Genomic DNA, 21,398 nt, shown 5'->3' with positions numbered 1-21,398 from the left:
CCTTATCATAGGTAAGATGACTTCTTAATCTAGCTGTTAATGATTAGGATAAATATCAAATAAAGATTCTCTGGAAAACAAAGACAAATTTAATTTTTATTGGTTGATTAATAAAATCATTGCGCCACTATTTTAAATGAGTTATTGTTATATTATAACATTACATTTAGGTGGTTATTATGAAACAAGGGATCCATCCTCAATATCGCACGGTTGTTTTCCATGACACCAGTGCGGATGCCTATTTCAAAGTGGGTTCAACGATTAAAACAGAAAAAACGATTGAATTTGAAGGCGAAACTTTTCCGTATGTTACGTTGGACGTCTCTTCTCAATCACATCCGTTCTACACGGGAAAACAAAAATTAATTTCCCAAGAAGGGAAAACAGCGCAATTCCAGAAACGTTTTGGGCGTTTTCTGCGAACAGAGGATAAGTAAACGTGAAAGTGTTGAGTTCATTAAAAACAGCAAAAACGCGCCACCCAGATTGCCAAGTGGTTCGCCGCCGTGGGCGCGTATATGTGATTTGTAAAGCCAATCCGCGTTTTAAAGCGGTGCAAGGTTGCAAGAAAAAACGTTAGTTCCTGCTTTTCCTTTAAAAATTTACCTGTATTGCCTCATTTTGTTTTTAGCTTAACCACGACAACACATACTCCTTGTCGTGGTTTTTTTTGTTTTTTCTTTGCGTCCATTAGTTTTATTACTAATCATCCTGCTAATAGTGATGAAATTCACTTGCACACCGGTTCATATTTTGTCAGGTTTAATACATCCGAAAAATTTCGAGCTTCAACTTCCGTGAATGCCGAATGAATGATTAAAAAATGGCCGCATTGACGCCAATGGAGCTGGAACTGGAAATTTCTTGGTAAAAATTAAACAAACAGGGTGAATAAAAATGAAAAATGTAGGGTTTGTTGGCTGGCGAGGAATGGTCGGCTCAGTATTGATGCAGAGAATGGTCGAAGAACGTGATTTTGATGCGATTCATCCTGTTTTCTTTACGACCTCACAACATGGCGCTGAAGCACCGGTTTACGGTGGTCATCGTGGTGTTTTACAGGATGCCTTTGATATTGATGCTTTAAAAGCATTGGATATCATCATTAGCTGCCAAGGCGGTGATTATACTAATGAAGTTTACCCTAAACTTCGTGAGTCAGGCTGGAATGGCTACTGGATTGACGCAGCATCTTCATTACGTATGAAAGACGATGCGATTATCATCCTTGACCCAGTGAACAACCAACACATCCAAGATGGTTTAAATAAAGGCATTAAGACCTTTGTTGGTGGTAACTGTACAGTGAGTTTGATGTTGATGTCTCTGGGCGGCTTATTCACCAATAATTTGGTTGAATGGGCATCTGTTGCCACTTACCAAGCGGCATCGGGTGCGGGTGCTCGTAATATGCGTGAACTTTTAGCTCAAATGGGGTCATTACACACGCAAGTCGCAAAAGAGCTGCAAGACCCTGCATCTGCAATTTTAGATATCGAGAAAAAAGTCACCGACTTTACCCGTAGTGGCACAATGCCAACAGATGCCTTCGGTGTGCCATTAGCAGGCAGCCTGATCCCTTGGATTGATAAAGCATTAGAAAACGGCCAAAGCCGCGAAGAGTGGAAAGGCCAAGCGGAAACCAACAAAATTCTTGCGACAGGAAATAATATCATTCCAGTTGATGGTTTATGTGTACGTATTGGTGCGCTACGTTGCCACAGCCAAGCTTTCACATTGAAACTGAAAAAAGATGTCCCATTAAATGAAGTTGAACAATTGTTGGCTTCTCATAATGATTGGGTGAAAGTGGTGCCGAATGACCGTGAAATTACAATGCGTGAGCTAACACCCGCAGCAGTTACAGGCACACTAAGCACACCAGTAGGGCGCCTGCGTAAACTGAATATGGGCCCAGAGTATTTATCTGCCTTTACTGTCGGTGACCAATTGCTATGGGGCGCCGCTGAACCGCTGCGCCGTATGTTGAGAATCTTACTGTAATGACAAACTAATACCGTGTTTTATCAAGCCTACACATGAACATTGTGTAGGCTTTTTTCGTTAAAAGGGCTTGGTAATTTATTGTATTTTTTGGGGATGTTGTTGTGGCTGGTGTTCTAATTCTTTTGCTAAGAAATAGTTTAGGAACGTCCTGATCACGGCGATGATACCTAATTTGATCAGGCTATCTAAATCAGGGTCAACGGTGGTAGCTAAAATATCCGCTGCTAACTGAAACTCTAATGCGGTGGCTAACCAATCACCAAAGCAATAACGTGCGGTACGCGCTATTTTAACGCGAAACCACACAATTAATGTTTTGATTAAACCAATAATCACACAGATGACAGAAATGGCTTCTAACAGTAATTGAAGTACATGAACGCTAGAGCCTAATAACTCACGTAAAAAAGTTAATTCGAACATACAAGCCTCGATATTTAGATGAAACTCAATGCGCTAACTATGAGCAAAGATTGGCAAAATATCGAGTTTTATTGTGGGTCGACCGTTTCTGTTGGTAATTGATTAATGGATAATAAATTTCGGTTACCGTCAATTACCTGAATATTATCGCTTGGTTGGTAACATGCGCGCAGAGGTGATAAGCAAGCTTGAGACGTGCGCTGTTGTATACCAAGCCAATCACTGATTAGCCAATAATTATTTGCTGTGGAATAAGGGGCGTGTAAATGTGTTGTATTTACGGTTGGCTTACTAGCACTTTGGCTGTACCAAATTAATAAGGGAATTTCATAGGCCTCTTTTCTTGGGTTATTTACACCATGGTGGTAGTGAATAGTGTTATCACTGTCTAAGCGTTGCAATGCGTGATCTGAATAGTACATCAAAGTCGCAGGTTTACCTTCGAGTTGCTGCATAAGGTTTTCGATAAATTTATCGGTATAAGCAATTGAACTGTCGTAGCAATCGTCATCTTCTTGGCCACTAAATGTTTTTAGCTCGTCTTCAGGAAACCGGTTACAAGCAGGTTCATGGCTCCCATAGGTATGTAAAACGATGAGCTTTTGTTTATCGGTTGGGTCATTGAGAGCATTACGGAAATCATCTTGCAGTTCTTCATCATAGCCAACAAATTCGTTCCAAGCTTTCTGTTGTGACATCGAAGCAATTGCAGAAATGATACTGGTACGTTTGTTCGTTTTGCCCTGATTGCTGATCCAATACGTTTTAAAACCCGCGTGATTCGCTAATGAAATAATATTGTCTGCATAATGTGATTTGTCCTGCATCTGCTCAAAACGGATGTTAGACAATGAAATAGGAACCGACAATATGGTGACAGGCGCAGGGGAATAGGCTTGTTGAAACGCAAAAATTTGGGGTTTCCGATTATTCAAATTAGGTGTTGTATCATACTGATAGCCGTAGAAACTCATATGGTCACGACGTAGCGATTCCCCAATGACAAGCACATAGATTTGGGTTTCAGAGTTTTTTTTCTGATAATTAAACGAAACTTTCTGGGACGATATTTTCTTGATCCCGCGGTTTTCATATAAATTTTTGACTAGCGCTGCGGCATTGTAGAACGGTGTATTCAGTAAGTATTTTTCAGTGATTAATAATGCGCTATCAGGCTTACTAAACAGTGATGCGTAATAGGCTGGGATGGCTAGTAGATAACCGCAAAGGAGTGCCAAGCTTATCGCGGCGGTACGGCGATTCATATATTTTGCATATAGATGAATACTTGATAAATATAAAGTAAAAACAAATAGATAGAAAATTACATAGCCAATATTGTAGGAAAGCATTCCCACCGTCTCACTGCTATTGGTATTGATAAAGGTTTCTGCGATAGAAGAAGAGAAGCGGATATCGTGTTTTTGATAAAAGAAGAATGAGACGGATAAATTGAGTGCCCACAAGAGCGAAACAAAAACAGTAAATACCTTGCCAAGAAGAAACCGATAGACGCCAGCGCAAAGCAGTAGTATCAGGGTACCTGAAATCACAATCGCAATGTCTGCAATAAGGCTAACATCCCCACTGAAAAATATAGGAATGATAGATATCAATAACGCATAAATTGGAATAATAAGTTGGCGCATTAGGGTGCTCTTTTTATCTGTTTTTGGCCTTGCCTTAAGTTATGTGGATAAATTAAAAATCATAAGTTTATAAATTAACATTTAGTTAACTTTGGCTGTTATTCGTTTATAACATAAAAAAAGATAAGATAATCAAAATCATGGCGTAAAAAACTGTAAAATCTTGTGATGTTTAGTCATGGTGAGTGTCTGCCTTGGCAGTGTGGAACAACCCCCGCCATAAGCGGGGGAGAATAAACAGGGTTAAAAAGCGATCGCAACTTTGGCATCAATATTGTTATCGTGATAATGCCCAGATAAAAATTTATTGTAGTTAATTGATAGCTTAGTATTTTCTTTTATATTGATATTTGTACCGACTTTTAACGCGACGCCATGGCGTGCTGCTGGGGCACTATGTGTCGTAAATGCGCTCGTCGTATCAGAAAAATTCAATTTGACCCCTCTATTCAAGTTGCCATATTGATATTGCCAGTTAAGTTCACCATGTAGACCGATATTTGACTCGTTACCGATCTTCCACTGGTTATCAAGACGCAACCCGACTGTTGATAAACGAGAGCCAATATACTGTTTACCTGCTTGCAAAGAGGTGTTGTTGATGTGCTCATTGATAGCATAATTTGTTGTGTTGATATAAGTGAAGTTGGTGAATGGTTCAAGGTTCATCCAACGGGTGTTAATCGGATAGGCCATTTCAATAAACGCTTGGTGGGTATTGGTATAATAATTCGCGGAGTGACTTGTGCCATCACTGATTGCGCGTTCAGTGTGAACGAGGTGTGAAGTATGGCTAAGCCCTGAACGAACGGCGATCGGTTGCCATACTGCACTACCATAAATAGCGGCATGGTAGTTATTACTGTGACCTTGGTCTAGGTGATTAGATAATGAACTTTGGCTAAAACCTGCGGCGATGCCGAATGTCATTTTATCATTAATAAAACGTCGGTTTGCACCGAGTAATAGACCATAGCTTGATGATTTATACCCTGTCGCATTGCTATCACCCGTGGTTTTATCCCAGTCGTATAACATGTTAACCCACACATTACCTTTGTCTTCGCTATTTAATGATTCAGATAAGCGAGCTTGTTGCAGTACGGCCTCTTTAATTTGACGGCTATCATTTAATTGGTTTGATAATACGTCAGCATATATTTGCCTGGTTACATCACTAAATAGGGTTTGAGCCTCCTGCTTTGAGCGACTTTTTAACGTTTGTTCATACAGAGGGTGGCTTATCGGAAGCCTATCAATAGCGTTAGCGGCAGCTTTTTGATTTGGCGTGGTAGCCGCACTGGAAAATGGGGTATTATTACGCCCTATTTTAAGTGTGACCTCTTTCGGGGCGTAATTCAGCGTGGTTCCAATAAACTGATAATTAGGTAAAACGGTATCGAATTGGCCATTAACCCCATTTTGAGCGCTAAGGATCGTATATTGAGTACCAAACAAGCGGTTAATATCGAGCTTAGAGAGAGGCTCGTTTTGGTTTTCAAATGAGACGGTGACGATACCGCCTTTTAATGAAGCGCTGCCTTGGCTAATGATTTTATCGTTATTACCTTCAGGGGTGATTTCCACCAAATAGTGGCTATCAGGCGCAAAAGTTATTGAATCAACAATGTTAATTGTACCAATAGAATGACCTGGAGCAACTGCAGCGCCTTGGTTGGCGGTTAATTGTTGAATGCTACCGTTGCCCGTCAGTAAACCCTGATGATGAATATTAACTGGGGCTCCGACCTGCCCCCCTTCGAGATCCAAGGTTCCTTTATTAATATCAATTGCGGAGTCTAAGTTTTTTTTAAGGGTCACTTTGCCGCCATTAATATGGGATTTTTGCAAATATTTATTTTCGCCTGCTAACACTAAGTGGCCTTGATTGACGGTGAGACCTGCAAAAGTATTGTTGCCGGATAATATGAGGGTTCCATGGCCATTTTTAATTAATTTTCCAACGCCTTGAATATTATTTTTCCATTCATCTAACTCGCCAAAATTAGCGATATCCAAATCATTAGTTTCTTGATTAACAACCAAGTTTTCATATAAATAAGCGGGGCCTTGATAAGCAGCAGGTAAGTTAATTAACCCCCAATAAGTATTGGGATCATTTTCTTTGATATTCCACCCAGCAATTGAATGGCTTGGGTATGCCGTGCTGGCTAAAATATTATTCCATTGTTTATTATTTAGGTAAGGGAAACGTAATCGAAGTAAATAACTGGCAGTTTTAGGGATATTTTTAGGCTCGATATTAGCCGTATTTTGGGTGTTTTCTTTTCCATAATAGCCGATATGCTCATTGGTGATAGGGCTAGATACTGTTAAGCAGTTTTTTTGGTTATTTGGACATGATGATGAAATATCTTTACGGATATTTTTTGCGGATTCAACAATGAATTTGGTGTTTTTTTCATCAGACAGTAGTTGTGATAATAAATAATAATTACCGACACGAGAAGCGATAGTATCGGTGGCAAAGTGTGCGCCAACAATCACGCGGCTTTCACCATATTCAATTGCTCGGTTGAACATTTCGCTGCCTTTTTCGGGAAAAATCATCGCTAATACTGCGGCTTGTTTGAAACCATTCCACGTATGGCCACTTGGGTAAGATGAGCCCTGTATTTTCGAATATTCAGCAATATAATGACCATCGTCATCCAAGACTTGGTAAGGGCGACCGCGTTTAAAGTGGTCTTTAAGAATAAAATCAATCGACCGTGTACGTTGTTTTTTTTCGTCATAAGCACGGGTACTTGTATTATGTAATAAATTGATTTCTTGATATTGTTTATGGTCTCTTATATTAATATCATGTTCACCAAACAGTATGGTTTGATAACTGTTAAATAAATAACCCGAGTCTTGGGATTTATCTGCGAGCGCTAATTTCTTTCTTTCCCCAGTGATACTGGTGTATTCACGACTAATAAGCCTATCTTGCTCAGCAACTGCACTGCCTTCTTTAGGTGTGCTATTAATAACATTGTTTTTAATATCCTCAAGCCATGTACTTCTGATATCAATAATATTTTCCTCTAATTCTAAAACATGAGTTTTTGCTGTTAGAGTATTCGTGAATATGAATGGTAATAAAGTTAGTGACGCTGAAATAAAAAATTTTCTCATTGTAACCCCGCTAATGCTACTAGTGATTTTTCATTTGGCGGAGTTTATTGATAATATATTTATTTTTTATGACAGTTATTTGGAATAAAAAAGTCATACTAATTAAAGTGTTAAGTTTTATTTTTAATTATTTTCTTGTGAGTAAAATTGCTTCTTATTGATGGGAGTTATTTTTTTATTCTTTTATTATAAATTTAATTAAATCGTGGAAATAAGATAATCGTTATAAAAATTTTTCATAAAAAATAACCCCAGACTTTCGTATGGGGTTATTGAATTTTATTCAACCAACAGAATAATTAGATATCGATATTGGCTGCTTTTAAGGCGTTTTCTTCGATAAATGCACGACGTGGCTCTACGGCATCACCCATTAACGTGGTGAATAGTAGGTCAGTTGCGATTGCATCTTTCACCGTTACACGCATCATACGGCGGGTTTCTGGGTTCATGGTGGTTTCCCAAAGTTGTTCTGGGTTCATTTCACCAAGGCCTTTATAGCGCTGTACGTATAGGCCACGACGGGATTCACGAGTCAACCAAGCCAGTGCTTCTTCGAAATTACTGATATCTTGGCGGCGTTCGCCACGCTGGATATAAGCGCCTTCTTCAATTAAGCCACTGATTAAGTCACCTAAGTGCGTGATACGACGGTATTCGCTGCCGTGAACAAAATCGAAGTCTAAATTGTAGTCGGTATCAACACCATGGGTACGGATACGAATAGTGGGTTCGAATAGCTGGCGCTCACGATTTTCGGTAATTGTGTAGCTGTAGGTGCTACCAAATTGTTCGTTATCTTCTAAGCGTTTAACTAACGTAGCAGCCCATTCTTCGACTTTTGCGCTGTCTTTTAAGTCATCTTCGGTGAGTGTTGACTGATAGACCAAGCTGTTAAGCAGTGCTTGCGGGTAAAGACGCTCAAGACGACGGATAATGCGGTGAGCTGCATTATATTCGACAACCAGTTTCTCAAGTTCTTCACCTTTCATGGCGGGTGCTTCAGCACTTAAATGCAGCTCAGCACCATCAAGGGCGATAGAAATTAGGTAATCGTCCATTGCATCGTCATCTTTAATGTACTGTTCTTGTTTACCACGTTTCACTTTATACAGTGGTGGTTGAGCAATAAAGATATGGCCGCGCTCAACAATCTCAGGCATTTGACGGTAGAAGAAGGTCAACAGTAACGTACGAATGTGCGAACCATCGACGTCGGCATCTGTCATGATAATAATGCTGTGATAACGCAGTTTGTCTGGGTTATATTCATCGCGACCGATACCACAACCTAATGCGGTAATCAGGGTTGCAACTTCCTGAGAAGAAAGCATTTTATCAAAACGCGCTTTTTCAACGTTAAGAATTTTACCTTTCAGAGGTAGGATGGCCTGGTTTTTACGGTTACGCCCCTGTTTTGCAGAGCCGCCCGCAGAGTCCCCTTCCACAAGGTACAGTTCGGATAATGCAGGGTCGCGTTCTTGGCAGTCAGCCAGTTTACCCGGTAAGCCTGCTAAATCTAATGCGCCTTTACGACGAGTCATTTCACGAGCTTTACGTGCTGCTTCACGTGCGCGTGCGGCATCAATAATTTTCCCAACGACAATTTTGGCGTCATTTGGGTTTTCCAGTAAATATTCGACCAGTTTCTCGTTCATCATCGTTTCAACCGCAGTTTTCACTTCGGAAGATACCAATTTTTCTTTGGTCTGTGATGAGAATTTAGGATCAGGCACTTTCACAGAAATAACAGCAATCAGACCTTCACGGGCATCGTCACCTGTTGCGTTGACTTTGCTTTTCTTCTGATAACCTTCTTTTTCCATGTAGTTATTCAATGTACGGGTCATTGCTGCACGGAAACCAGCGAGGTGAGTACCGCCATCACGCTGAGGAATGTTGTTGGTAAAGCAGTATACGTTTTCTTGGAAACCATCATTCCACTGCATTGAAACTTCAACGCCAATACCGTCTTTTTCTGTAGAAAAATAGAATACGGATGGGTGAATTGGGGTTTTGTTACGGCTTAAATACTCAACAAACGCTTTGATACCACCTTCATAATGGAAATGGTCTTCTTTTCCATCACGCTTATCAATGAGTTTGATAGAAACGCCTGAGTTTAAGAAGGACAACTCACGTAAACGCTTCGCTAATACATCATATTCGAACTCAGTGACACCTTTAAAGGTGTCCATGCTTGGCCAAAAGCGGACGCGTGTTCCTGTTTGGTCAGTTTCACCAACAACGGACAGAGGGCCTTGTGGCTCACCGTGTTTGTAGATTTGTTCGTGAACTTTGCCATCACGTTTGATAACTAATTCTAATTTTTCAGATAAGGCGTTAACAACCGATACCCCGACACCGTGCAATCCGCCGGAAACTTTATAGGAGTTATCATCGAATTTACCCCCTGCGTGCAGAACGGTCATGATGACTTCTGCGGCAGAGACACCTTCTTCTTCGTGGATACCCGTTGGGATACCACGTCCATCATCCTGTACGGAGATAGAGTTATCGGCATGGATAGTGATAACGATATCGTCACAAAAGCCTGCGAGGGCTTCGTCGATAGCATTGTCGACAACCTCGAAAACCATGTGATGAAGACCTGTTCCATCGTCTGTATCACCGATATACATGCCCGGGCGCTTACGCACCGCATCCAGTCCTTTTAATACCTTGATACTTGAGGAGTCATATGTATTCGACATCAACGTTTCCTGCTCTTTCTATTTCTGAGGTTGAACTTCTATTTTGCCATGTTCTACGCTAAACATCTTGCTATTTGCATCTATCATATCATTAACTTGCTCGGGTGTAATGGCACTGACAAACACCTGTGCTTGCGTAGCTTTGAGGCGAGCTGCCAATAATTGACGGCGACCCGCATCGAGTTCGGAGGCAAAATCATCCAGCAGATACAGGCATTGCTGCCCGCTCTGACGGGTGAAAAACTCACCCTGCGCTAACCTAAGTGCACACATCAACAGCTTGAGCTGTCCCCGTGATAGCATATCTTCAACGGGTGTACCATTGGCTCTGATACGCAAGTCCGCTTTATGTGGCCCTGAAGCGGTATAGGTTAGTGCTCTATCACGCTCAAATTGGCGTTCTAGTTGTTCTGAATAATCAATTTCTTTATCCCAGCCGCGTTGGAAGGAAACGGATAATGAAAATTCGGGTAAAAACTGTTGGCAAGTCTGCTCTATATTTTCAGCGATGCCAGAAATATAGTCTTGGCGCCATTGGCTTATCTGCTCTGAAAGCGGTGCTAGCTGAGCATCCCAATGGCGAATTTGCTCATAACGAGTGACTTGCCGTAAAGCGGCATTTCGCTGCTTTAATAACCGTTTTAAATCTGACCAAACAGAGAAAAACAGTGGGTCATTGTGAAAACAGCCCCAATCAATGAAAGCGCGTCGATATTTAGGGCCACCATTGAGTAAGGTAAAACCTTCAGGGGTAATTAACTGCATTGGCAATAATTTTGCTAATTCAGCTATTTTATGGCCATCTGTTCCGTCAATTCGGACTTTACTGTCACCTTCGCGGTTTTTGCTTAAGCCTAATGAAAGGTCGTTACGCGTTTCATCTAAGTGGCTAAGTTTACCATGAAGAATAAATTGTTCTTGCTCATGGCGTATAACGCGGTTCGCTTGAATGCTGCGAAATGCACGGCCATGGCCTAAGGTGTATATTGCTTCCAATATACTGGTTTTACCGCTCCCATTTGGGCCAATGAGAAAATTAAACCCATTGGCTAAGGAGAGATCCGCATTTTCTATATTTCGAAAATCGCGGATCAATAAACGCGAAAGGATCATAAATACCGATTACAAACGCATTGGCATGACGACATAAACAGCGGCTTTGCTGTCGGCATCTTCAATTTGTACGCTAGAAGTTGCATCAGTTAGCAGCAGCTGTACATTTTCACTTTTCAGTGCGTTAAGGACATCTAAAATGTAACTGACGTTAAAGCCGATTTCCATTTCAGTGCCTTGATAGCTCACGTCAACGATTTCTTCGGCTTCCTCTTGCTCTGGGTTATTTGCCGTGATGCGCAATTGGTTTTCGCTAAAATACAGACGGACACCGCGGAATTTTTCATTTGATAAAATTGCCGCGCGAGAAAACGCTTGTTTAAGTAAATCACAACGCGCTTCTAATGTTTTGTCTGGGTTTTTCGGTAATACGCGGCGGTAATCAGGGAAACGACCATCCACCAATTTAGAGGTGAAAATAAAATCGCCAACATGGGCTCGAATATTATTGCTGCCAATTTGTAATTGCAGAGGTGCATCGCCACCATCTAATAAACGCATTAACTCAATCACGCCTTTACGTGGAACAATGACAGAGTGGGATGGCAGTGATTGCCCAATATCCATCGCGCAAACAGCCAAACGGTGGCCATCGGTTGAAACGGTTCTGAGCATTTGGTCTTCAGTTTCAAATAACATGCCGTTGAGGTAATAACGGACATCTTGGTGCGCCATTGAAAACTGAGTCGCTTCAATTAAACGTTTCAGTATTGATTGCGGAAGAGAAAACTCAACCTCGCTTTGCCAATCATCCAAGTTTGGAAAATCAGCCGCAGGCAGCGTCGATAATGAGAAGCGGCTACGACCAGAACGGACGAGCAGTCTGTCATCATTGAGCTCTACATGAATTTCAGAACCCTCAGGTAATCCACGCCAAATATCGAAAAATTTGCGTGCGGGCACCGTTGTTGCGCCAACTTCATGTTCCCCAGTTAGGGTGACATTGGCCATCATCTCCATTTCAAGGTCGGTTCCAGTGAGTTGGAGGGTGCCTTCTTTTACCTGTAATAAAAGGTTACCTAAAATAGGCAGAGTTGGACGCCCACCTAAAGGACCACTAACCTGTTGTAACGGTTTTAATAACTGCTCGCGTTCTATTATAAATTTCATAGCAATTAAGATGATAATGTTCTGATTAAATTAGAAAAATCTTCTTTGATGTCATGGCTTTCTTCTCGTAACTGTTCAATTTTACGACAAGCGTGTAACACCGTGGTATGGTCACGGCCGCCAAAGGCATCCCCGATTTCAGGTAAACTATGGTTAGTTAGCTCTTTCGCTAGTGCCATTGCCATCTGACGCGGACGTGCGACAGAACGAGAACGGCGTTTTGAAAGTAAATCTGCTACTTTAATTTTATAATACTCAGCAACTGTTTTCTGAATATTATCAATAGTTACCAGCTTTTCTTGTAGTGCTAATAGGTCACGCAGTGCTTCTCTGACAAAATCGATAGTAATCGCGCGGCCAGTAAAGTTTGCGTTGGCAATCACACGATTTAACGCGCCTTCCAATTCACGGACGTTCGAACGCAGACGTTTTGCAATGAAAAAGGCCACTTCACCTGGAAGTTGGATTTCATTTTCATCTGCTTTTTTCATTAAGATCGCCACACGCGTTTCCAGTTCAGGTGGTTCAATAGCGACGGTTAAGCCCCAACCAAAGCGTGATTTTAAGCGATCTTCCACCCCGTTGATTTCTTTCGGATAGCGGTCGGATGTTAAAATAATTTGCTGATTGCCTTCAAGTAATGCGTTAAACGTATGGAAAAATTCTTCCTGTGAGCGCTCTTTATTGGCAAAAAATTGAATATCATCAATTAATAAAGCATCGACAGAACGGTAATAGCGCTTGAATTCTTCAATCGCGTTGTTCTGTAAAGCTTTGACCATATCTTGAACAAAACGTTCAGAGTGCATGTAAACGACACGTGCATTGGCCTTATGCTGCATGATGCTGTTACCTACAGCATGTAATAAGTGGGTTTTACCTAAACCTGTTCCACCATAAAGGAATAATGGATTATAGGCGCCACCTGGATTTTCAGCCACTTGCCTCGCTGCTGCGCGAGCCAATTGGTTCGATTTACCTTCAACAAAGTTATCAAATGTATGCTTAGGATTCACATTAGAACGATAAGCGACATCAGGTTGTACTTTGGCTGAGTTGTCCCAACTCGGTTTAACGGGGGCTGACGGTACGGCAAAAGCAGGCACTTCATGAATGGTGCGTGCTTGGGGGGCTGCCGGCGCGACGGTAATCGGTTTATTGCCTACTTCAAAGTGTAGTGCAGGTGCGTCAGAACCACAAAAATCATTCAATAATTCATTGATATTATTGATGTATTTATCCCTAACCCAGTCGAGAACGAAACGATTTGGGGCATAAAGTGCCAATGTATTATCGTTTAATTCAGCTTGAAGGGGGCGTATCCACATACTGAATTCTGTGGCAGGTAGTTCATCCTGCAATCGGGCAAGACATTGCTGCCAAAGCGAAAGTGACACGTTGGGCTCCCCTAAACAAGGTCAATGGAACAAAGAAGTACGGATTTAAACACAGAATTTTCTAAGAGCCATTTTTAAAACGACTCAGAGTGGTTTTAGATTAACTTTAACTCACCGCATATTGCTGATCTGTGGATCAGAATAGACCTGCGATCATACCGCAAAATTCACCAGAGATCTTCATTCTTTTACACAGTTTTTATGCTTTTTATCCACAGGTAAATGTGATAAGGCATCGCCTATAAGGAAGAAGTTAGCTGGGCTACTTGAATTTTTGTTCGTTTTTCCACATGGCTGGGGATAACTCTAGACGATTTAGTGAAAATATTCCTTAAGATCAAAAAATATTTTTAGATCGCGGGAAGATCCTTGCGCTTTAGGGTGGAGTCCGTATAATCTTCCTCCCTGTGCACAGTGCTGATGTGGTTTTTACACGAAACTGAGGTATACTTGTTGGGTTCTGCGTTCTGTTCTCGCGTTAACGTTAGACTTGAATACAGACGAAAAGCAGGTTGTCAGTCAGTATGAAAATAGAATCATGAGTTGACTGTCACAGCATATGTCGGCAAACCGGTCAGCCAGGCTATAAATAAAAGTGGTTTGATTGCGTCATTTTATTGACGTGACCCCCTATGTTTTATTACAATCCTGCCTCTTTCTATATTGTTGCGATAGAGGCACAGGTGTAAATCAGTTTCCACTGGTTGCCAACGCGTTTACTGAATCAGTAATAAATTTTAAAGTTAGGTAGAAATCGTTATGAAACGCACTTTTCAACCGTCCGTACTGAAGCGCAACCGTTCACACGGTTTCCGTGCTCGTATGGCCACTAAAAATGGTCGTCAGGTCCTGGCTCGCCGTCGTGCTAAAGGCCGCGCTCGTCTGACCGTTTCATCTAAGTAATAAAGCTAGCCCTCTATTCCAGTGGTTACGCTCGCTTTTACCCGGGAGTTACGCTTGTTAACTCCCAGGCATTTCGATAATGTCTTTAAGCAGCCGCAGAGGGCGAGTTCCCCAGAGATAACAATCCTTGGTCGCCTAAACGAGCTGGGGCATCCCCGCATCGGTCTTACCATCGCCAAAAAAAATGTTAAACGAGCTCATGAGCGAAATCGTATTAAGCGATTAGCGCGTGAATACTTTCGTCTGCATCAACACGAGTTGCCTTCAATGGACTTTGTGGTATTGGTAAGGAAAGGGGTTGCCAATCTCGACAATCAACAGATCACGGAAGCATTGGATAAGTTATGGCGTCGTCACCGTCGCTTGGCTCAAAAATCCTGATCATGCTGATCAGAGGCTACCAACTGGCGATTAGCCCGTTGTTAGGGCCTCGTTGTCGCTTCAATCCTACTTGTTCAAATTACGGAATTGAGGCATTGCGCAGGTTTGGTATGCTAAAAGGGAGTTGGTTAACGGCGAAACGCGTATTAAAATGCCACCCTTTACACGCTGGTGGAGATGATCCTGTCCCACCCAGAAAAACTGATGATAATAGAGAATTATAACGATGGATTCGCAACGCAATCTTCTACTCATCGCTTTGTTGTTCGTGTCGTTCTTAGTTTGGCAGGCCTGGGAGAGCGATAAAGTTGCTCAGGACGTTAAAACTGTTCAAACTTCGCAACAAGCGGATATGCCAAGCAGTGATGCCCAAGCAGTAACTAGCAGTGGGCAAGGTAAGCTCATCACCGTTAAAACGGATGTACTGGATATTCGCATCAATACTCGTGGTGGTGATATCGATGAGGCTGACCTGTTAGCCTATCCTGCGACCCTTCATTCGGAAGACCCTTTCCGTTTACTGGAAACTAACCCAGGCTTTGTCTACCAGGCACAAAGTGGTTTGATTGGCCCTCATGGCCCAGACAACCCAGCAAATAATAACGGTGAACGTCCGCTATACTCGGCAGATTCTGCAACTTTCACATTAGCGAACGGCCAAGACGTATTACGTGTACCAATGTCATTTACGGATAACAACGGCGTTGTTTACCAAAAAACGTACATTGTAAAACGCGGTCAATATACGGTTGAAGTTGAATACAGCATCCAAAACCCTACAGCACAGCCGCTAACGTTGGCGTTTTTCGGTCAGTTAAAACAAACTATCGAATTACCAAAAGAACGTGATACAGGGAGCAGCAACTTTGCTCTGCACACATACCGCGGTGCGGCGTATTCTTCCGATGAAAACAACTATAAAAAATATAGCTTTGGAGACATCGAAGATAAAAACCTGAGCCTGACAACGAAAGGCGGTTGGGTTGCGATGTTGCAACAATACTTTGCGACAGCTTGGATCCCTGCAAGCGCAGAGAAAAGCACGTTCTACACCATCGACCTTGATAAAAAATCTGCCATCATTGGTTATAAGAGTGAACCAATGACGATTGCCGCAAATGGCGCAGGTACTTATTCATCAACGTTATGGGTTGGCCCAGAAATTCAGTCTGAGATGGCAGCAGTTGCACCACACTTAGACTTAACTGTTGATTACGGTTGGTTATGGTTTATCTCTCAGCCATTGTTTAAATTGCTGAAATTTATTCACGGTTTCGTGGGTAACTGGGGTATTGCCATCATCGTTATCACCTTTATCGTTCGTGGTATCATGTATCCGCTGACTAAAGCGCAGTACACCTCCATGGCGAAAATGCGTTTACTGCAACCAAAACTGGCGGCAATGCGTGAGCGTATTGGTGATGATAAACAGCGTATGAGCCAAGAAATGATGGCGATGTATAAAGCAGAAAAAGTAAACCCACTGGGTGGTTGTTTACCGCTGCTTATCCAAATGCCTATTTTCCTTGCACTTTACTATATGTTGATGGGTTCTGTTGAACTGCGTCATGCGCCGTTCTTCGGTTGGATCCAAGACTTGTCTGCACAAGACCCGTACTACATCCTGCCAGTATTGATGGGTGTGACGATGTTTGTTATCCAGAAAATGTCACCAACAGCAGTCACTGACCCAATGCAGCAGAAGATTATGACGTACATGCCAGTCGTGTTCACTATCTTCTTCCTGTGGTTCCCATCAGGTCTGGTACTGTATTATATCGTGAGTAACTTAGTAACCATCATCCAGCAACAAGTGATTTACCGTGGCTTGGAAAAACGTGGTCTGCATAGTCGCGATAAAAAAGAGAAAAAATAATCTCGGTTCTCAGTAAGATGAGAATGGCTTCACAAAGCGGGATTCTATAGTAGTATTAAGGCGACCAGATAAGGTCGCCTTATTCTTTTCAAAAAGTCAAAGACAGAGAAACATCATGCTGATTAACGATACTATCATCGCACAGGCAACACCTCCCGGTCGTGGTGGTGTCGGTATTTTACGTGTATCAGGCCCGAAGGCGGCACTGGTTGCTGAAACCGTATTGGGGAAACTTCCTAAGCCGCGTTATGCGGATTATCTCCCTTTTCGTGATGTGGAAGGCGCTGTTCTTGATCAAGGTATTGCGATTTATTTTCCTGGCCCCAACTCCTTTACAGGGGAAGATGTTCTTGAGCTACAAGGGCATGGTGGCCCGGTCATCCTTGACCTATTACTGAGAAGAATTCTAGCTATCGATGGTATTCGTATCGCAAATCCTGGAGAGTTTTCTGAGCGCGCATTTTTAAATGATAAGCTCGATTTAGCCCAAGCCGAAGCGATCGCCGACTTAATTGACGCCAGTTCTGAGCAAGCGGCACGTTCAGCAATGAATTCATTACAAGGCGCATTTTCTTCCCATATCCACCAATTGGTGGAAGCACTCACTCACTTACGCATCTATGTGGAAGCCGCGATTGATTTCCCTGATGAAGAAATTGATTTCCTTTCTGACGGTAAAATTGAAGCCAAACTTAATGAAGTTGTGGCGGATTTAGAGCAGGTTCGTTCCCAAGCTCGCCAAGGCAGTTTGTTGCGTGAAGGAATGAAAGTGGTTATTGCTGGGCGTCCAAATGCAGGGAAGTCCAGTTTGCTTAATGCATTAGCAGGTCGTGAAGCCGCAATTGTAACCGATATTGCGGGGACCACGCGTGATGTACTGCGTGAACATATTCATATTGATGGGATGCCACTGCATATCATTGATACCGCAGGTCTGCGCGAAGCCAGTGATGAAGTTGAGCGTATTGGTATCGAGCGCGCATGGAAAGAGATTGAACAAGCTGACCATGTGTTGTTTATGGTGGATAGCACCACAACCAATGCCACGGAACCACAAGAAATTTGGCCTGAATTTATGGCACGATTACCAGCTGAACTGCCTGTTACGGTGATCCGCAATAAAGCAGATATGACGGGGGAACCTGTTGAGTTTATCGATGATACGCGTTACCCATTGATTCGTTTGTCTGCTCGTGAAGAAAAAGGTATCGATTTGCTGCGCGATCATCTGAAAGAGGCCATTGGCTTTAACAGTAATACCGAAGGTGGGTTCCTTGCTCGTAGCCGCCATTTACAAGCACTGAATGCAGCGGCCGTTCACCTAGAACAGGGATATGACCAGTTAGTGAATGCTCGCTCCGGTGAATTACTGGCCGAAGAGCTGCGTTTGGCTCAGCAAGAACTGAGTGAAATTACAGGTGAATTTACCTCTGATGATTTATTAGGCCGTATTTTCTCCAGTTTTTGTATTGGAAAATAGTAAAATCTGAGAGGGTATCAGCCGATTATTGAATTCGTGCTGATACCTGACCTAAAAACAGCTGAGCAACGCATTACATATAAGTCATCATTCACTTTTGAATATTAAATCACTACTAAAATTGTTATTTACCCTATTATTTTTATTTTAATTAAATAATAAAAAACAATATTAATTTTTATGTTATTTTTTACATGAATAAAAAAACTATCATTAACCCTGTAATTTAAATTTTAAATAAAGGGCTCAATGATGGAAATATATGATGTAAAAAGTGTTAATGAAAAAATTAATATTGATATTATTAAAAAAAATAGCAAAGAAAAGCTTCATACCTTTTTTTTCGAACGCACTAATTCGAATTTTTTAAAGTTGTATTTCTCACATATTAATTTACCTAAAAATGGTTATGTTGAATTTGAATATGGGGATAGCGTTATACAGCGAGAAAGTTTTTATCAGATGAATGAGGCGATAATGACGATCCCGAGTAGCGGTGTTAATATTCGTGTTAGATTACCATTACTCACTGATGTAGAAAATGTATTTTCGTTTTTCCTAGATTCGATTGAGCACGATAATCACTCAAGGGTGATTATCGGCCAAGACGAACGAAAACCTTATATGTGTTATGAAGGAAGCACAATTGCGGAGTATGCGTTATCAAGTGCAGCTGCACGTATTGGTGGATGGGGGTCTTGTTCCTTAATTGGTAGTGAAAATCATGTTCTCACTAATAACCATGTTGTCGAAAGTGATCCTAATTTAATCAATGGCGAAATATGGTTTAATTGGTTTAATGAGACTTGTAGCTCAACATCACCGGTGACTGAACCTGTGCGTTTAAAACCGGGCAAAGTGTTAAAAAAGGGCGCGAGTAGTGGAGATAATGATTATGCATTATTTACATTGGATAATTTTGATTATTTAAATTCAAATGTAAAAGTATTATTTGGTGGGCTTGAGCTAAGAAAAAATAACCCAGAAAAAGGCGAGAAGATTTATATTCCTCAATATGGTAATGGTGGATTACGTCCAATGCATATTGGTGATACAAAAAATGGGGAGCCTGCAAAAATACTGAAGATTGAAAACAATGGAAATAAAATAACGTATAATGCCGATTCACAAGGCGGTTCATCAGGTTCCCCCGTTATTTCTAGAGATGATAATAAACTAATTGGGTTACATTGGGGGGGCGGTAATGTAAACGTTGGTGTATCTGCTCAAAATTTGAATTTTCAGTTAGGGCATTTTATAGAAAATAGTAATAATTCTATAATAGGGTTAGGAAAAGTTTCATCGACGAATCTTGAATTAACACCAATTAGTTCGTTTGAAAAATTAATTCCTCTATATCTCAGTGAGGGGAGTCGTATTCAGCCGTTTGATACAGTTAAAATTGAAGGTTATGATGACTATTCAATTATGCAGGTTGAAGCCATTGATTTAGTCATGAATGAAATATCTCCACTCATATTTAAAGCTGGTTTAGTGAATGATGATTATCAAACTCATCTTCATGGTGATATTACCGGTGATGTTTTTTTAAGGTTATATGATTTTGATCTTGGGAAAAAAGAGCTAGTTAAATTTTGGATCACTTTTAAAATATCTGACGATATGCATAATATAAAAAATCATGTTATTAGGTTAGTTTTTGATAATTATGATCCTTACGATATCCCATTTGATATTGAAAGCGCAGAAGTTTTAGATTTTAATCTTAGTCAACGGGAGAAAAACACGATCAACTATGTTGTGAAAGGCAGTGATTATTATGGGTTTGTTGCTTTATATCGCGATCAAGGTCCAATGTCTTTGGTTTGGTTTGAAAAAGGCTATTCAAAGGTAAAAGCATTATTAAAATCTGCATCTGGTGATGAAGTATTGGTTAATTTGAGAGGCCAGCGTGCAACAGATTGTTCTTCAAGCTCCATGAATACTGCAGCGGCTTGTGCTTCGTCCAATAAGTATTCTAAATTCATATTGCAATATTTTCCTGAAGATAATCAGGATATTAAACTAGAGGATGGGGTTTATGAAGGGCTGATCCCACTGCAAGCACAGTTTTGGAAAAGCCAAGAGAGTAAAAATATCCTCGTTAAAGTATCTTTAGTGTCTCGGTAACCTTTTGTCACTGAAATTCCACGCTCGAGCTCATTAGAAATGAGAGGTATAGACTTATAGCTAGACTATCTGTGGAGGTTTAGTTTATACACGAGTTTTAGCGGTATGAAACTAAGCGTATGGAGTGTTCATATGTACTGATACGCAGCGCCTACAAGTCGAACCTAATTTGCGGATGCTGCATTCTTTTAAAGTTTGGTAAATTAATCAGTGATACGGCTACCATGAGTAAACACCGTCGCTTTACCTTGACGGCAAAAGCCGACTAGCGTCAAGTTAGCCTTCTCTGCTACCTCGATAGCAAGCGCGGTGGCAGCAGAAACGGCAAATAAAATTTCCGCGCCGCAACTGGCGGCTTTTTGCACCATTTCGTAACTGGCACGGCTGGAAACCAAAACGGCTCCTTGTTGCCATTGATGACGGCTTTTCATTCCCAGTAGTTTATCAAGAGCAACATGGCGGCCGACATCTTCACAACCACCGACTAATTGACCTTCTGGGGATATCCATGCAGCGGCATGGGTACAGCCTGTTAGTGCGCCAATTTCCTGTACTTTTTTCAATTCATGCAATGCATTATCAAGGTGCGAGAGAGAGAAGGTTTGGCTGAAAGGTAGGGGAGAGATAGGCTTAAAAATTTCATCAAGCTGCTCTGTGCCACAAATACCACAGCCTGTGCGGCCTGCTAAATTACGACGACGTTCTTTGAGTTCCATAAAGCGGCGGCTAGATAATTCCACGTGAACTTCAATGCCCCGATTGCAGCCTTCAACGATATCAATTCCACGAATTTCATCACTGGACTGTATTATGCCTTCCGAAAGTGAGAACCCGACAGCGAAATCCTCAAGATCTTTTGGGGTTGCCATCATTACCACATGGGATATGCCATTGAACACTAATGCAACAGGATATTCTTCTGCAACGTAATCTTTCACTGGTGAGTTAAGGTTGCCTTTTTGTTGCACAATTGTGCTGTTTAAGCCAATCATTTGGGTGATTTGGGAGTCATTTGTAGTATTTGTTTCATACATTAGATGAATTCCTAGCATTAATGATACATAATATTAA

17 protein-coding genes are annotated in these 21,398 nt (G+C 41.5%); 9 read left to right on the top strand and 8 right to left on the bottom strand.

What is annotated here, in order from left to right; all coding sequences use genetic code 11:
- The first annotated feature begins 179 nt into the window (after positions 1-179).
- The 3 genes from PSF27_RS12660 to asd all read left to right on the top strand — a co-directional run bounded on the left by PSF27_RS12660 (position 180) and on the right by asd (position 2,007).
- Positions 180-440, top strand: a complete 261-nt coding sequence (locus PSF27_RS12660; protein WP_206085597.1) for a type B 50S ribosomal protein L31 — start codon at positions 180-182, stop codon at positions 438-440.
- Positions 441-442: 2 nt separating this feature from the next.
- The gene (ykgO, locus tag PSF27_RS12655) at positions 443-583 is read left to right on the top strand and encodes a type B 50S ribosomal protein L36 (protein ID WP_206085604.1); all 141 of its coding nucleotides are present in this window, start codon (positions 443-445) and stop codon (positions 581-583) included.
- 317 nt (positions 584-900) lie between these two features.
- Positions 901-2,007, top strand: a complete 1,107-nt coding sequence (gene asd, locus PSF27_RS12650; RefSeq protein WP_004906258.1) for an aspartate-semialdehyde dehydrogenase — start codon at positions 901-903, stop codon at positions 2,005-2,007.
- A gap of 78 nt (positions 2,008-2,085) precedes the next feature.
- On the opposite strand, the gene PSF27_RS12645 is transcribed toward asd, so the two are convergent.
- The 7 genes from PSF27_RS12645 to dnaA form a co-directional block, all read right to left on the bottom strand.
- Positions 2,086-2,433: a DUF1622 domain-containing protein gene (locus PSF27_RS12645; protein ID WP_272681585.1), complete on the bottom strand. Its 348-nt coding sequence runs from the start codon at positions 2,431-2,433 to the stop codon at positions 2,086-2,088.
- Positions 2,434-2,501: 68 nt separating this feature from the next.
- Positions 2,502-4,082 (bottom strand): phosphoethanolamine transferase, encoded by a 1,581-nt coding sequence (locus tag PSF27_RS12640; RefSeq protein WP_272681584.1) that lies wholly within the window; start codon positions 4,080-4,082, stop codon positions 2,502-2,504.
- A 243-nt stretch (positions 4,083-4,325) separates the two neighbouring features.
- A complete protein-coding gene (locus tag PSF27_RS12635; protein ID WP_272681583.1) occupies positions 4,326-7,223 on the bottom strand; it encodes an autotransporter domain-containing protein in 2,898 nt (965 codons plus the stop codon).
- 299 nt (positions 7,224-7,522) lie between these two features.
- The gene (gyrB, locus tag PSF27_RS12630; RefSeq protein WP_272681582.1) at positions 7,523-9,937 is read right to left on the bottom strand and encodes a DNA topoisomerase (ATP-hydrolyzing) subunit B; all 2,415 of its coding nucleotides are present in this window, start codon (positions 9,935-9,937) and stop codon (positions 7,523-7,525) included.
- Between the two features lie 18 nt (positions 9,938-9,955).
- Entirely contained in the window at positions 9,956-11,050 is a 1,095-nt protein-coding gene (recF, locus tag PSF27_RS12625; RefSeq protein ID WP_206085623.1) for a DNA replication/repair protein RecF, read from the bottom strand.
- Positions 11,051-11,059: 9 nt separating this feature from the next.
- Positions 11,060-12,160, bottom strand: coding sequence for a DNA polymerase III subunit beta (dnaN, locus tag PSF27_RS12620; protein WP_206085625.1), 1,101 nt, complete (start codon positions 12,158-12,160; stop codon positions 11,060-11,062).
- A gap of 5 nt (positions 12,161-12,165) precedes the next feature.
- A complete protein-coding gene (gene dnaA, locus PSF27_RS12615) occupies positions 12,166-13,557 on the bottom strand; it encodes a chromosomal replication initiator protein DnaA (protein WP_206085627.1) in 1,392 nt (463 codons plus the stop codon).
- A 759-nt stretch (positions 13,558-14,316) separates the two neighbouring features.
- Here dnaA and rpmH point away from each other — a divergent pair.
- From rpmH to PSF27_RS12585, 6 genes are all read left to right on the top strand, one after another.
- Entirely contained in the window at positions 14,317-14,460 is a 144-nt protein-coding gene (gene rpmH, locus PSF27_RS12610) for a 50S ribosomal protein L34 (protein ID WP_004906236.1), read from the top strand.
- Positions 14,461-14,481: 21 nt separating this feature from the next.
- A complete protein-coding gene (rnpA, locus tag PSF27_RS12605; protein ID WP_004906229.1) occupies positions 14,482-14,841 on the top strand; it encodes a ribonuclease P protein component in 360 nt (119 codons plus the stop codon).
- A complete protein-coding gene (gene yidD / locus PSF27_RS12600) occupies positions 14,805-15,065 on the top strand; it encodes a membrane protein insertion efficiency factor YidD (protein WP_036959180.1) in 261 nt (86 codons plus the stop codon). Before rnpA ends, yidD begins: the two co-directional genes overlap by 37 nt.
- 2 nt (positions 15,066-15,067) lie before the next feature.
- Positions 15,068-16,717, top strand: a complete 1,650-nt coding sequence (gene yidC, locus PSF27_RS12595) for a membrane protein insertase YidC (protein ID WP_206085629.1) — start codon at positions 15,068-15,070, stop codon at positions 16,715-16,717.
- A 115-nt stretch (positions 16,718-16,832) separates the two neighbouring features.
- Positions 16,833-18,197: a tRNA uridine-5-carboxymethylaminomethyl(34) synthesis GTPase MnmE gene (gene mnmE, locus PSF27_RS12590; protein ID WP_225820440.1), complete on the top strand. Its 1,365-nt coding sequence runs from the start codon at positions 16,833-16,835 to the stop codon at positions 18,195-18,197.
- A gap of 249 nt (positions 18,198-18,446) precedes the next feature.
- Positions 18,447-20,327 carry a trypsin-like serine peptidase gene (locus tag PSF27_RS12585; protein WP_272681581.1) on the top strand — a complete coding sequence of 627 codons (1,881 nt, stop codon included), beginning with the start codon at positions 18,447-18,449 and terminating at the stop codon, positions 20,325-20,327.
- Positions 20,328-20,530: 203 nt separating this feature from the next.
- On the opposite strand, the gene fdhD is transcribed toward PSF27_RS12585, so the two are convergent.
- Positions 20,531-21,361: a formate dehydrogenase accessory sulfurtransferase FdhD gene (fdhD, locus tag PSF27_RS12580; protein WP_272681580.1), complete on the bottom strand. Its 831-nt coding sequence runs from the start codon at positions 21,359-21,361 to the stop codon at positions 20,531-20,533.
- Positions 21,362-21,398: the final 37 nt, after the last annotated feature.

The organism is Providencia sp. PROV129 (assembly GCF_028482245.1).
GTDB lineage: Bacteria > Pseudomonadota > Gammaproteobacteria > Enterobacterales > Enterobacteriaceae > Providencia > Providencia vermicola.
This window is presented reverse-complemented; position numbering and strand designations above follow the sequence as displayed.